Source organism: Stenotrophomonas acidaminiphila (assembly GCF_001431595.1).
Taxonomy (GTDB): domain Bacteria; phylum Pseudomonadota; class Gammaproteobacteria; order Xanthomonadales; family Xanthomonadaceae; genus Stenotrophomonas; species Stenotrophomonas acidaminiphila.
The window spans coordinates 215570-228768 of the sequence record NZ_LDJO01000014.1; the positions used below are offsets into that span (position 1 = coordinate 215570).

Genomic DNA, 13199 nt, shown 5'->3' on the forward strand with positions numbered 1-13199 from the left:
CCGCCCGTCCTCCGCCCGGGGGCGTGCATGAGCCGCCCGCTTCCGCTCATCCATCACGTGCGCGGCGAGGACATCGGCCCGTTCCACCAGGAACACCTGGACCTGGAGTTCTCCAACGGCGAGCGCCGGCATTTCCAGCGGCTGGTCAGTCGTGGCCATGGGGCGGTCGTGGTGGTGCCGATGCTGGACGAGGACACCGTGCTGCTGGTGCGTGAATACGCCGCCGGCCTGCACCGCTACGAACTGGGGCTGGTGAAGGGCCGCATCGATGCCGGCGAGACGCCGGAACAGGCCGCCGACCGCGAGCTCAAGGAAGAAGCCGGCCATGGTGCCCGCCGTATCGACGTGCTGCGCACGCTGACCCTGGCGCCGACCTACATGAGCCACCAGTCGTGGCTGGTGCTGGCGCGCGATCTCTACCCCAAGCGCCTTGCCGGCGACGAACCCGAGGAGCTGGAAGTGGTGCCCTGGAAACTGGCTGACCTGGACGCGCTGATGCTGCGCGAGGATTTTTCCGAGGGGCGCTCGCTGGCGGCCTTGTTCATTGCCCGCGAATGGCTGGGGAAGACGCGATGAGCATCGTTGACGCAGCGCTGCGCGAAGCGGTCATCGACGTCGCCCGTCAGGCCGGCGCGGCGATCATGCAGGTCTATGCCGACGGGTTCGACGTCGAGCACAAGGACGACCTGAGCCCGCTCACCAGCGCCGACCTGGCCGCCCACCATGTGATCGTGCGCGGCCTGGCGCAGCTGACCCCGGACCTGCCGGTGCTGTCGGAGGAGTCGGCGCAGCTGCCCTGGGACGCGCGCCGGCAATGGCAGGACTACTGGCTGGTCGATCCGCTGGACGGCACCCGCGAGTTCATCAAGCGCAACGGCGAGTTCAGCGTCAACATCGCGCTGATCCGCGACGGCGTGCCGGTGTTCGGCGTGGTCCAGGCACCGGTGAGCGATGTCGTCTGGCACGCCATGCGTGGCGACGGCGCGTGGCGCCGCGAGGGCGGGCGCGAGGACGCGATCCTCACCCGGCGTCCGCCGGCGCTGCCGCTGCGGGTGGCGGCCAGCCGCTCGCACCGCGATGCGCGCACCGGCGAACTGCTTGCGCGCATGGGCGAGATCGAACTGGTGGCACAGGGCTCCTCGTTGAAGTTCTGCCGCATCGCCGAGGGCACGCTGGACGTGTACCCGCGGCTGGGGCCGACCAGCGAATGGGATACCGCCGCCGGGCAGTGCGTGCTGGAAGCGGCCGGTGGCGTGCTGCTGGCCGCCGACACCGGTGAGCCGTTCCACTACAACCGCCGGCCGCGCCTGCTCAATGGCGACTTCATCGCCCTGGGCGATCCCTCGCTGCCCTGGCGCGACTGGCTGGCCGCGCCGTGAGCGGCAGCGGCGACCTGGGCGAGCCGGGCGACATCGGTACCCTGCTGCGGATCATGGCGCGCCTGCGCGATCCGCACGGTGGCTGCCCGTGGGACCTGCAGCAGGATTTCTCCAGCATTGCGCCGTACACGATCGAGGAGGCCTACGAGGTCGCCGACGCGATCGACCGCAACGACCTGGCCGACCTCAAGGACGAACTGGGCGACCTGCTGCTGCAGGTGGTGTTCCATGCGCAGATGGCCAGCGAGCAGGGCGCGTTCGCCTTCGCCGATGTGGTCGCGGCGATCAGCGGCAAGATGCTGCGCCGGCATCCGCACGTGTTCGGCGATGCCCAGGCCGATGACGCCGGCCAGGTGGTCGCCAACTGGGAGCAGATCAAGCAGCGCGAGCGTGCCGATGCCGGCGATACCGATGGCTCGGCGCTGGCCGGCATCGCCCGCGGCCTGCCCGAGTGGCAGCGGGCGCTGAAACTGCAGAAGCGCGCTGCCCGCACCGGCTTCGACTGGCCCGACGTCGCGCCGGTGCTGGACAAACTGCGCGAGGAAGTCGACGAGGTGCAGGCCGAGTTCGAAAGCGCCGCGCACCCGGGCAGCCACGCGCGGCTGGAGGACGAGATCGGCGACCTGCTGTTCGTCTGCGCCAACCTGGCCCGCCACGCGCGGGTGGACCCGGGCAGCGCGCTGCGCCGTGCCAACCTCAAGTTCGAGCGTCGCTTCCGCGCCATGGAAGCGCTGGCCGCCGCGCGTGGGCAGGCGATGTCCGCGCTGGACCTGGAGCAGCAGGAAGCGCTGTGGCAGGCGGTCAAGCGCGGGGAGCAGGGCGCGCCGTGATCAAGACCCTGGCGCTGTTCGGGGTGACCGCGCTGGCCGAGATCGTCGGTTGCTACCTGCCGTGGCTGTGGCTGCGCCAGCAGGGCAGCGCCTGGCTGCTGCTGCCGGCGGCGGCCAGTCTGGCGTTGTTCGTCTGGCTGCTGACCCTGCACCCGACCGCCAGCGGCCGCGTCTATGCCGCCTATGGCGGCGTCTATGTCTGTGTCGCACTGCTTTGGCTGTGGCGCGTGGATGGCGTGGTGCCGACCCGCTGGGACCTGCTCGGCGCCGCCCTGTGCCTGTTGGGCATGGGCGTGATCATGGCCGCCCCGCGAGGCGCTGCGCCCTAGGGCGCCATGCTGCGCGCAGTACCCGCCCCGGGTGCGCCAATGGTCCGCTTCGCCAGCTTCCGCGAGTTCTGTCCGTTCTACCTCGGTCAACACCGCAACCGCACCTGCCGCCGGCTGCATGTGCCGGGCAGCGGTGCCGAGCGGGTGCTGGCGGCGCTGGGCTGCGGCTATGGATTCGCCTGGGTGGGTCATTTCTTGTTCGAGCACAACCGTCCGGCCACGTTCAGTCATCCGCCGTATTCATTCGCCGGCGCCTGGATGATGTTCGTGCAGGTGCTGCGCGGCCGGCTGCCGTCCCAGCCTCCGCGGGCTGGCTATACTCGTTGCATACCCGGGGATCGGGTTCCACAAGGAGCGTACTGATGGGCGGCGGCTTTTTTCTCGCGGCGGTGATACTGGTGGGCGGTGCGATCGTGCTGTTCAAGACGGTGCGCATGGTGCCGCAGGGGTATGAGTGGACGGTGGAGCGTTTCGGCCGCTATACCCACACCATGTCGCCTGGACTGCATTTCCTGATCCCGGTGGTCTACGGCGTCGGCCGCAAGGTCAACATGATGGAACAGGTGCTGGACGTGCCCAGCCAGGAAGTCATCACCAAGGACAATGCGGTGGTGCGGGTGGACGGCGTGGTGTTCTTCCAGGTGCTGGATGCGGCCAAGGCCGCCTACGAGGTCGCCAACCTGGAGGTGGCGATGATCGCACTGGTGCAGACCAACATCCGCACGGTGATCGGCTCGATGGACCTGGACGAATCGCTCAGCCAGCGCGAGACCATCAACGCGCAGCTGCTGAGCGTGGTCGACCATGCCACCAATCCCTGGGGCATCAAGGTCAACCGCATCGAGATCCGCGACATCCAGCCGCCGCGCGATCTGGTCGATTCGATGGCGCGGCAGATGAAGGCCGAGCGCGAGAAGCGCGCGCAGATCCTCGAGGCCGAGGGCCTGCGCCAGGCCGAAATCCTGCGTGCCGACGGCGAGAAGCAGGCGGCGGTGCTGGAGGCCGAGGGCCGCAAGGAGGCCGCGTTCCGCGATGCCGAGGCGCGCGAGCGCCTGGCGCAGGCCGAGGCCAAGGCCACGTCGATGGTGTCCGAGGCCATCGCCCAGGGCGACGTGCAGGCGATCAATTATTTCATCGCGCAGAAGTACGTGGAGGCCTTCCGCGAACTGGCCAGCTCGCCCAACCAGAAGCTGGTGCTGATGCCGATGGAAGCCAGCGGCGTGATCGGTTCCATTGCCGGTGTCGCCGAGCTGGCCCGCGAGGCCTTCGCCAAGCAGGAAGAGCGCAAGGCATCGCCGTCGCGCGGCAACCCGCCGCCGCTGGGGCGCTGAGCCATGCGCTGGGAAGTGGTGGGCTGGGCGGCGCTGGCGGTGATCCTGTTCGCTGCCGAAGCGATGGCTCCGGGCGCATTCATGCTGTGGATGGGCTTCGCCGCGGCCGCCGTGTTCCTGGTGGTGTGGGCGTACGACGGGCTGCCCGTGCTGATGCAGGTGGTGCTGTTCGTGGTGCTCAGCTTCGTCTCGATCCAGGTCTACCGCACCTGGTTCCGCCGGCGTGCGCGGCCCAGCGACCAGCCATTGCTCAACCGCCGCGCCGAGCAGTTGATCGGGCGGGTGGTGGTGCTGGACCAGGCCATCGCCAACGGCGTTGGCCGGGCAAGGCTCGACGATGCGTTCTGGGTGGTCGCCGGCCCGGACCTGCCGGCCGGCCGCCATGTGCGGGTGGTGGCGGTAGACGGCATGACGCTGAAGGTGCAGGAGGCCTGAGGCAGGGCGGCGCGGGTTCCGTGCCGCCATGGGCTTTGCCCCGGGCCATCTGGGATAATGGCGTCTTTCCTCGCATGGAACGGCCATGACCCTGAAGACTCTCCTCAACGAAACCCACCGCTCGCTCGGCGCCAAGATGGTCGATTTCGGCGGTTGGGACATGCCGATCCATTACGGTTCGCAGATCGACGAGCACCACCTGGTGCGCCGCGCCGCGGGCATGTTCGACGTCAGCCACATGACCGTGGTCGACCTGAAGGGCGCCCGCACCCGCGAGTTCCTGCGCCAGCTGCTGGCCAATTCGATCGACAAGCTCAAGGTCACCGGCAAGGCGCTGTATTCCTGCATGCTCAACGCGCAGGGCGGGGTGATCGACGACCTGATCGTCTACTTCCTGGCCGACGACTTCTTCCGCATGGTGGTCAACGCCTCCACCCGCGAGAAGGACCTTGCCTGGATCCGCCAGCATGCCCAGGCCTTCGGCGTGGAGGTGATCGAGCGCGAGGACCTGGCGATCGTCGCGGTGCAGGGGCCGCAGGCGCGCGCGCTGGTCGCCGGCCTGGTCGCCGAGGGCGACCGTACCGCGCTGGACAAGCTCGGCCGCTTCGCCGCGCTGGACGTCGCTTCCACCGACGGCGTGCCGCTGTTCGTGGCGCGCACCGGCTACACCGGCGAGGACGGTTATGAGGTGCTGCTGCCGCAGGCGGCGGTGGTCGGGTTCTGGAACGCGCTGCTGGCCGCCGGCGTGAAGCCGGCCGGTCTTGGTGCGCGCGACACGCTGCGCCTGGAGGCGGGCATGAACCTCTACGGCCAGGACATGGACGAGGGCGTCACCCCGTACGAAGCCGCGCTGGCCTGGACCGTCGCCCTCGACGAGGGCCGCGCGTTCATCGGCCGCGACGTGCTGGAGGCGCAGAAGGCCGCCGGCAACGCGCGGCAGATGATCGGCCTGGTGATGGACGACAAGGGCGTGCTGCGCCACGGGCAGAGGGTGCTCACCGCCAACGGCGAGGGCGAAATCCTGTCCGGCACGTTCTCGCCGACGCTGGGCAAGGCCATCGCCTTCGCCCGGGTGCCGGCCGGCGAACCGGGCGATGTGCGCGTGGACATCCGCGGCAAGGAAGTTCCGGTGCGCGTGGTCAAGTTCCCGTTCGTGCGCGACGGCCAGCCGCAGCCCGGCATCAACGGCTGACCTTCCATGGGCGCGCGGGGCATCGTCCCGCGCCGTCCGTTAAACTAGACGTCCATCCCGTCCACCGTTTCTTCCGGAGCAGTTCCATGAGCGAGATCCCCGGCGACCTCAAATTCCTCAAATCCCACGAATGGGCACGCGCCGAAGGCAACGGCCGCGTCACCGTCGGCATTTCCGACCACGCGCAGGGCCTGCTCGGTGACCTGGTCTATGTCGAACTGCCCGCCGTCGGCGACACGGTGCAGGCCGGCAACGCCGCGGCCGTGGTCGAGTCGGTCAAGGCCGCCTCCGACGTGTACAGCCCGGTGTCGGGCACCGTGGTCGAAGTCAACGAAGCGCTGGCCGACAAGCCGGAAACCATCAACGAAGATGCCTACGGCGAAGGCTGGCTGTTCGTCGTCGAGATGTCCGAGCCGGAGCAGGTCAATGAACTGCTGGGTCCGGACGACTACGCCGAACTGCTGGAAAACGACGACCACTGATCCGATCGCCTCGGGTAAACGGAAACGGCCGCCTTGTGCGGCCGTTTCCGTTTCCGGCATCCGCGAGTCCGGTGGCGTGTCGCCGGTCGGTCGCCTTGCTGATGCGGCGGGCGGGTGCTGGTACGACGCCGGTGATCGGTCGTCGGGTTCCGGTGCATGGCCGGCGTCGAGCGATGTCCGCACGCGACGCCTCGACCGCCCGACGAAGTGGCAACCGAAGGCCGCGTTCGCGATCGGCGGGACGTCCGCGATGGCTCTCGCGGGTGCGAAGTGTTTGCGCAAAACCTTCCCCGCGGTGCGCACGGGCACGTCCGCAGCGGATCGAAATCAGGTCGCGCCGACATTTTTTTTTCACACGCCCGGAACTGCGCGGCCGCCGGCGGCGCGCACGCGACGCACGACGTCGCGCGTGCCGGTCGACAACGAATAGTGCTTTTTTTACGGTGTTTTTCGCGTGCGCCGGCATTGCATGCGCGATGCGCGCGGCGGCATCGATGGATGTGCGGGTGGCGAAGACGGGTGTTGCCGGCAGGGTCGACGTGAAGCTTTCCGTAAAAAGTTGCGCGCGGGTAGTTGACAGTAAAAAAAACCGTGATTAGGTTTCGCCCAGCAGACCTTTGCTGCGGAAGCGAGTGAGCCGGATCAACATTCAGATGCGAAGCACAACCTGGACGTCCGCCACGATTGCGCAGATGGTGGAGCAGGAGTCGCTTCCTTCCGCGAAACACCCCCCGAACAAGACATGGCACCCGTGGCGGGAATCGTTGCGGGTGTTTCTGTATCCGTCACGATGCGGCTGACGCATCGTCGGTCCACCGCGATACACCGCGGATTTGCTTCAACTGGGCATTTCAATTCCATAGATCACTGACGAGGAGCCATCCAATGGCCACGAAGAAAGCTGCGAAGAAGCCGGCCGCCAAGAAGGCGGTGAAGAAGGTCGCGAAGAAGGCTGCTGCCAAGAAGGCAGTGAAGAAGGTCGCGAAGAAGGCCACCGCCAAGAAGGCAGTGAAGAAGGTTGCCAAGAAGGCGACCGCCAAGAAGGCAGTGAAGAAGGTCGCCAAGAAGGCCACCGCCAAGAAGGCGGTGAAGAAGGCGGCGAAGAAGGTTGCCAAGAAGACCACCGCCAAGAAGGCAGTGAAGAAGGTCGCCAAGAAGGCCACCGCCAAGAAGGCGGTGAAGAAGGTCGCCAAGAAGGCGACCGCCAAGAAGGCCACCGCCAAGAAGGCGGTGAAGAAGGTCGCGAAGAAGGCTGCTGCCAAGAAGCCGGCCGCCAAGAAGGTTGCTGCCAAGAAGAAGCCGGCTGCCCGCAAGAAGAAGGCGGCTCCGGTCGCGCTTCCGGCCACCCCGGCGCCGCTGATCTGATCCAGCGCTGAAGCTGTACCTGGAACTCCTTCCCCGACTGCCCAGCGGGGAGGGAGTTTTTTTATGCGCGCGCGTTACCCGGCGCGCGGCCGGCGTGCCACCTGCTGCCAGGGATGACAGGTGCCGCATGCGGACGCCTGCTGGCGAAGGTCGCGGTGGCGCGGCGCATCGCCAGCCGCTCGCGCCGGTCCGCTCCCGGTGACCGAAGGCGCAGATGCGCCGATCCCGGGAAACGCCGGGTGATTGCACCCGGGGCGCGGGACCGGTCGCGGGTACCGTTCCGGATGCGGGGCAACGAAAAAGGCGGCCGAAGCCGCCTTGTCGTTGCGTACCGGAGCGCCGGCTCAGTGCGGAGACGCGGTGGCCCGGTCGGAGGCGACGCCCTTCCGCCCGCGCGGCGGATTGGCCGGCGTGTCCTCGGCCATCAGGTTGTCGCTGCCGAAGTCGGTATCCACGTCCAGCCAGCGCTGCGTCGGCAGGCCGATGGCGCGATCGAGGATGGTCGGCATCAGCCCGCTGGGCACGCTGCTCTCGCCATTCCACATCACGGCGATGCCGAGATCGCGCTCGGGCAACAGGGCGACCAGGCCGCGATAGCCCTGTACCGCGCCGGCATGGAACACCACGGTATGGCCGGCGTAATCGAACACGCGCCAGCCCAGCGCATAGCCGGCCGAGTCCAGCCGCTGGCGGCGCCAGCCCGAACGCATCTCGCCGGGCGTGTTGACCAGCGGTGCATGCAGGGTGGCCAGCAGCGGTGCCGGCAGTACGTCCTGGCGGTGGCCGGTATGCGCCAGCAGCCATTGCGCCATGTCGCTGGCGCTGGCGTTGACGCCGGCGGCCGGGGCGACGCGGTAATAGGTGGGCTTGGGCGACAGCGACACCCAGCCGTTGCGGCTGCGCACGTGCGGGCGCGCCCAGCGCGGGCTGGCCTGGATGCCGGCCAGGCCGAGGCTGGCGTCGTTCATGCCCAGCGGCTTGAAGATGCGGCGCTCGACGGCCTGCTCGTAGAAACTGCCCGAGGCCGCGTAGACCACGTCGCCGATCAGGCTGAAGGCGACGTTCTGGTAGGCGTAGCAATCGCCCGGCTCGCACTTGAGCGGCGCACTGGCGAGCTTGCGGGTCAGCGTGTAGTAGTCGGCGTTGGCCTCGATGTCGCGGTCGTAGGCGTTGTACGGCAGGCCGACGCGGTGGCTGAGCACGTCGGCCACGGTCAGCCGGTGGGTCGCTTCGGGCGTGCCCAGCTGAAAGCCGGGCACATAGTCGGTGACCTTGCTGTCCCAGCGCAGGGTGCCGTCGTTGACCAGCAACCCGGCCATGGTGCCGGCGAAGGCCTTGGACAGCGAGGCCAGGCGGAACACGGTGTGCGCGTCCACCGGCTGCGGGTTGCCGATGTCGGTGACGCCGAATCCGCGCGCGGACAGCACGCGGCCGTTCTGCACGATCGCCATGGCGATGCCGGGCACGCGGTTGCCGTAGGTGAGCTGCTCTGCCATCGATTCGATGGCGGCGACGTTGAAGCCGTCGGGCAGTGCCTGCACCTGGTCCGGACGCAGCGCGACCCGGTAGGGCATCGGCTGCGTCGGCGACTGCATCGGCGCGTTCTCGAGGTTGACCGGCAGCTGCGGGGGCGATTCCGGCAGCGGCTGCGGAGCGGTGGGTGTCTGGGCGGTGGTTGACAGTGCGAAGGGCATCAACACACCGAGCAATCCCGATGCCACCGGACGGAAGCGCCGGCGTCTGCTGTTGTCTTTCATCGTGATCGATGCCTGCTAGCTAAGGCTGTCGCCGATTCTAGCGCCGCTTTTCTCGATTGCACAAACGGGGAGAAGATGAATAGGCATCATCTTGATATTGCTGGGTTTTGTCGCTGGATCACGACCAGGGCGCTGATCCCGCCCGTGGATCGAGGATCAACGCCGCCGCGCGCTCGGCCATCATGATCACCGGTGCGTTGGTGTTGCCGCTGACCAGCGTGGGCATCGCCGAGGCATCGATCACGCGCAGTCCCTCCACGCCGCGCAGCCGCAACTGCGGGTCGAGCACCGCCGCGTCGTCGCTGCCCATGCGGCAGGTGCCGACCGGGTGGTAGATGGTTTCGGCCTTGGCGCGGATGAACGCTTCCAGCCCGGCATCGTCCAGGTCCTCGCGCGGGGGGAAGACCGGTGCGCGCCGCCAGCGATCGAACGCGGGCTGGCGCAGGAGGTCGCGGCTCAGGCGTGCGGCTTCGATCATCATCCGCAGGTCGAAGCCGTCGCTGTCGCCCAGGTAGTTGGCGTGGATCCTGGGCGGTAGCGACGGGTCCGCGCCGGCCAGGGCGATGTGCCCGCGGCTGCGCGGGTGCAGGTAGCAGGCGTGCAGGGTGTAGCCGTCGCCAGGCAGCCGATGGCGGCCGTGGTCGTCGAGCATCGCCGGTACGAAATGGAACTGGATGTCGGCGCGCTCGTCGGCGGCGAGGCGCGAGCGCACGAAGCCGCCGGCCTCGGCGATGTTGCTGCTGCCGGCGCCGCGATGGCCGCGCAGGAACCAGTCGAACGCGATCTTCAGCTCGCTGGCGCGGTCGTAGCTGACCCCGGGAACGGTGCGGTACAGGGTGCAGATGTCCAGGTGGTCCTGCAGGTTGGCGCCGACCTGCGGCTGGTCGAGCTGCACCGCGATGCCGTGGGCGCGCAGGGCATCGGCCGGGCCGATCCCGGAGAGCATCAGCAGCTGCGGCGAATTGACCGCGCCGGCGCTGAGCAGGACCTCGCATCGCGCGCGCAGGTGCCGGCGTTGCCCGCCGTGGCGCAGGGCGATGCCGTGCGCGCGGCCGGCGTCGACCAGGATGCGCTCGACCTGGGCCCCGGTCAGTACCTGCAGGTTGCGACGCTGCCGTACCGGCGCCAGATAGGCGGCGGCCGACGAACAGCGCGCACCTTCCTTCTGCGTCACCTGGTACAGGCCGACGCCGATCTGGGTTGGTCCGTTGAAATCCTGATTGTGCGGATGGCCGGCCTGCACGCCGGCTTCGACGAAGGCATGGCTGAGCGGGTTGACGTGGCGCAGGTCCGAAACATGCAGCGGGCCGTTGTCGCCGTGCAGCGCGTCGCCGCCGCGGCTGTTGTGCTCGCTCCGGCGGAACCACGGCAGCACCCCGGCCCAGTCCCAGCCGGTGGCACCGGCCGCGGCCCAGCGGTCGTAGTCGCCGGCGACGCCGCGCACGTAGCACATCGCGTTGATCGAGCTCGAGCCACCCAGGACCTTGCCACGCGGCCACCACAGCCGCCGTCCCTGCAATTGCGGTTCCGGTTCGGTGTGGTAGCTCCAGTTGAGGCGGCGGTTGTCGGCCAGCCGTGCCAGCCCGGCCGGCATGTGGATGAACGGGTTGCGGTCGCGCGGGCCGGCCTCGACCAGCAGCACCTGTACCTGCGGATCGGCACTGAGCCGGTTGGCCAGCACGCACCCGGCCGAACCGGCACCGATGATGATGTAGTCGAATTCCCGCATCGCGCTCCCCCCTGGCGTATCGCCAGCATAGCCGGGACACAGGCCCGCACTGGCGATGTTGCAGTGCATCGGATACCGTGCGCGCTTTGTTGCGACGGGTGCAGGCCGATGCGGTCCGGTCAGGGCAGGGTACATGCGGGGGAGCGGCTGGCGGTCGCGCTGTCCTTCGCCTATTTCTTTTGCGTGCTGGCCGCGTACTACGTGATCCGCCCGCTGCGCGAGCAGCTGGCCGCCGCGGTCGGCTCGACCCAGCTGCCCTGGTTCTACGGCGCCACGTTCATCGGCACCCTGCTGCTGTCGCCGCTGTTCGCCGCGCTGGTGACGCGCTGGCCGCGACGGGTGGTGATGCCGGTGGTCCAGGTGTTCTTCATCGCCTGCCTGCTCGGCTTCGTCCCGCTGTTCGCATGGCCGGAGCTGCTGGGGCCGAAGACGCTGGGGGTGATGTTCTTCGTCTGGGTGAGCGTGTTCAACCTGTTCGTGGTGTCGGTGTTCTGGAGCTTCATGTCCGACATCTGGGACAGCGGGCAGGCGCGGCGCCTGTTCCCGGTCATTGCCGTGGCCGGTACGGTGGGCGCGGTCGCCGGCCCGATGCTGACCCGTTCGCTGGTCGGCGTGATCGGCGTGGCGCCGCTGCTGGTGGTATCGGCGGCGCTGCTGTGCCTGGCGCTGGGGTGCGTGGTCGCGCTCGGGCGCTGGGCGCGACGGCATGGCGCGCGTCGCAATGAACCCGGGCACGAGGCCGCGGTCGGCGGTGGCATGTTCGACGGGCTCAAGCAGGTGTTCGCCGACCCGTTCATCCGCAACATGTCGATCCTGCTGCTGCTGGCCGACGGCATCGGCACGGTGAACTATGCGCTGGTGACCGACTATTCAGGCGCTACGTTCGCCGACGCGGTGGCGCGTACCCGCTTTGCCGCCAATATCGACCTGGCCGGCAACGTGCTGACCGCCATCACCCAGCTCACCCTCACCCGCTGGCTGCTGCCGCGCAGGGGGCCGGGCATCGTCATCATGATCTGGGCGCTGGTCAGCGTCTGCGCGCTGTCGCTGGTGCTGTTCGCGCGCGATCCGCACGCGCCGTTGCTGATGGGCATGCCGGCGGTGGCGATCGCACTGATCGTCAGTCGCGGCCTGGCCTATGGCATGGCCGAGCCGGCGCGGCACAGCCTGTACACCCGGGTGCCGCGCAACGTGCGCTACAAGGGCCAGAACGCCGTGGACACGGCGGTATGGCGGTTCGGCGACATGTCCATCGCGCTGGGCATGAACTGGCTGCGCGTGCTGGGCGTGGGCACCGCCGGTTTCGCCGGCGTCAGTGCGGCCGCCGCGGTGATCGCTGCCGGCATCGGCTGGCGGCTGTCGCGTCGCCCCGAGGGCGTGCCGGCGGCGGAGGCGCCACGCTCCCGCTGATGCCGGTGCAGGGCGCGCGCGGCTCGACCGCGCGCCTCAGGCCAGCGACAGCGGCACGGCATGCAGCGCCGCGCCCAGCGCGAACAACGCGCTCAACAGATGCACGCGCCAGTCGTGGATGCGCAGGAATACGAACTGCTCCAGCAGGCGTCCCACCCAGAACAACGTCATGAATCCCAGCAGCGCCCGTCCCAGCGGCGTGGCGGGCAGTTCGCGGCCGAACGCCAGCGCCAGTACGCCCATGCCCAGGAAGACGTAGACCAGGCGCAGATTGAGGATCTGCATGATCGCGCGGTTGGCCCGGCTGTTGCGGGCGAGGTCGCGTTTCCAGTCGAACAGTTTCCAGAAGGCCAGGTGGAAGGCCGCGAAGCCCAGGCTGTGCACGCCCCCCAGGCGCACCAGTAGTTCGGCGGTGTCCATGGCTCACCCGTTTCCGTGGCGCGGCGACACCCACATCGCGATGTGGGCGACGAACACCTCGGTGCCGGCGGCATCGCTGATGCCCACGCGCACGGGCAATTCGTAGCCGACGGTGCCGCTGGCGATCGGGCGTTCCGGCACGGCGACCGCGTGCAGTCGACCGCGCGCCTTGGCCAGGTAGCGTACCTGCATGCCCTTGGGGATCCAGCGCATGCCGGCCGGCAGCGAGGCGTCGGTCATCAACCCGGCGGTCAGCTCGGCGAGGTTGCACAGCGCGATGGCATGCACGGTGCCGAGGTGGTTGCGCACTGCGCGGCGGTCGGCCAGCGTGCCTTCGCAGCGGCCTGTTTCGAGCACGGTGATGCATGGTCGGATACTGGCGAAGTAGGGCGCCTTGAAGCACACCGCGCGGGTGAACAGCCAGCGCCCGCCCGGCCAGCGCGCCAGGCGCCGGTACAACGTCAGCAATGGGAGTGTCATGCCTGCCTCGTTGAAAAGAAAACGGCGGGCATGCGCCCGCCGTTCCGGTTGCGTCCGATG

16 protein-coding genes are annotated in these 13199 nt (G+C 68.7%); 12 read left to right on the plus strand and 4 right to left on the minus strand.

What is annotated here, in order from left to right:
- The first annotated feature begins 27 nt into the window (after positions 1-27).
- The 11 genes from nudE (at position 28) to ABB33_RS04460 (ending at position 7343) form a co-directional block, all read left to right on the plus strand.
- Complete coding sequence (gene nudE / locus ABB33_RS04415) at positions 28-576, plus strand: ADP compounds hydrolase NudE (RefSeq protein WP_056931290.1); 549 nt, start codon at positions 28-30, stop codon at positions 574-576.
- The gene (cysQ, locus tag ABB33_RS04420) at positions 573-1379 is read left to right on the plus strand and encodes a 3'(2'),5'-bisphosphate nucleotidase CysQ (protein WP_056931291.1); all 807 of its coding nucleotides are present in this window, start codon (positions 573-575) and stop codon (positions 1377-1379) included. The genes nudE and cysQ overlap by 4 nt, the downstream gene beginning before the upstream one ends.
- Positions 1376-2209 (plus strand): nucleoside triphosphate pyrophosphohydrolase, encoded by an 834-nt coding sequence (gene mazG, locus ABB33_RS04425; protein WP_225546638.1) that lies wholly within the window; start codon positions 1376-1378, stop codon positions 2207-2209. The genes cysQ and mazG overlap by 4 nt, the downstream gene beginning before the upstream one ends.
- A complete protein-coding gene (locus tag ABB33_RS04430; RefSeq protein WP_054668744.1) occupies positions 2209-2538 on the plus strand; it encodes a YnfA family protein in 330 nt (109 codons plus the stop codon). Before mazG ends, ABB33_RS04430 begins: the two co-directional genes overlap by 1 nt.
- Before the next feature lie 39 nt (positions 2539-2577).
- Positions 2578-2901 carry an Mpo1-like protein gene (locus tag ABB33_RS04435; RefSeq protein WP_082394319.1) on the plus strand — a complete coding sequence of 108 codons (324 nt, stop codon included), beginning with the start codon at positions 2578-2580 and terminating at the stop codon, positions 2899-2901.
- Positions 2901-3869, plus strand: coding sequence for an SPFH domain-containing protein (locus ABB33_RS04440; RefSeq protein ID WP_054667125.1), 969 nt, complete (start codon positions 2901-2903; stop codon positions 3867-3869). The genes ABB33_RS04435 and ABB33_RS04440 overlap by 1 nt, the downstream gene beginning before the upstream one ends.
- 3 nt (positions 3870-3872) lie before the next feature.
- Positions 3873-4304: an NfeD family protein gene (locus ABB33_RS04445; RefSeq protein ID WP_054667123.1), complete on the plus strand. Its 432-nt coding sequence runs from the start codon at positions 3873-3875 to the stop codon at positions 4302-4304.
- A gap of 85 nt (positions 4305-4389) precedes the next feature.
- Positions 4390-5496 (plus strand): glycine cleavage system aminomethyltransferase GcvT, encoded by a 1107-nt coding sequence (gcvT, locus tag ABB33_RS04450; RefSeq protein WP_056931292.1) that lies wholly within the window; start codon positions 4390-4392, stop codon positions 5494-5496.
- Positions 5497-5582: 86 nt separating this feature from the next.
- Positions 5583-5978, plus strand: coding sequence for a glycine cleavage system protein GcvH (gcvH, locus tag ABB33_RS04455; RefSeq protein WP_054667120.1), 396 nt, complete (start codon positions 5583-5585; stop codon positions 5976-5978).
- Positions 5923-6408: a hypothetical protein gene (locus ABB33_RS18430; RefSeq protein ID WP_152984957.1), complete on the plus strand. Its 486-nt coding sequence runs from the start codon at positions 5923-5925 to the stop codon at positions 6406-6408. The genes gcvH and ABB33_RS18430 overlap by 56 nt, the downstream gene beginning before the upstream one ends.
- Before the next feature lie 455 nt (positions 6409-6863).
- On the plus strand, positions 6864-7343 hold the full coding sequence (locus ABB33_RS04460; RefSeq protein WP_054667118.1) for a hypothetical protein: 480 nt from the start codon (positions 6864-6866) through the stop codon (positions 7341-7343).
- A 344-nt stretch (positions 7344-7687) separates the two neighbouring features.
- On the opposite strand, the gene ABB33_RS04465 is transcribed toward ABB33_RS04460, so the two are convergent.
- The gene (locus tag ABB33_RS04465; protein ID WP_054667117.1) at positions 7688-9100 is read right to left on the minus strand and encodes a serine hydrolase domain-containing protein; all 1413 of its coding nucleotides are present in this window, start codon (positions 9098-9100) and stop codon (positions 7688-7690) included.
- 118 nt (positions 9101-9218) lie between these two features.
- Positions 9219-10829 carry a GMC family oxidoreductase gene (locus ABB33_RS04470; RefSeq protein ID WP_056931293.1) on the minus strand — a complete coding sequence of 537 codons (1611 nt, stop codon included), beginning with the start codon at positions 10827-10829 and terminating at the stop codon, positions 9219-9221.
- Between the two features lie 108 nt (positions 10830-10937).
- On the opposite strand from ABB33_RS04470, the gene ABB33_RS04475 reads away from it, so the two are divergent.
- Positions 10938-12239: an NTP/NDP exchange transporter gene (locus tag ABB33_RS04475; RefSeq protein ID WP_054667113.1), complete on the plus strand. Its 1302-nt coding sequence runs from the start codon at positions 10938-10940 to the stop codon at positions 12237-12239.
- 36 nt (positions 12240-12275) lie between these two features.
- Here ABB33_RS04475 and ABB33_RS04480 read toward each other — a convergent pair whose 3' ends face one another.
- The gene (locus tag ABB33_RS04480; protein WP_056931294.1) at positions 12276-12659 is read right to left on the minus strand and encodes a hypothetical protein; all 384 of its coding nucleotides are present in this window, start codon (positions 12657-12659) and stop codon (positions 12276-12278) included.
- Positions 12660-12662: 3 nt separating this feature from the next.
- Entirely contained in the window at positions 12663-13139 is a 477-nt protein-coding gene (locus ABB33_RS04485) for a hotdog fold domain-containing protein (RefSeq protein ID WP_056931295.1), read from the minus strand.
- Positions 13140-13199 lie beyond the last annotated feature (60 nt).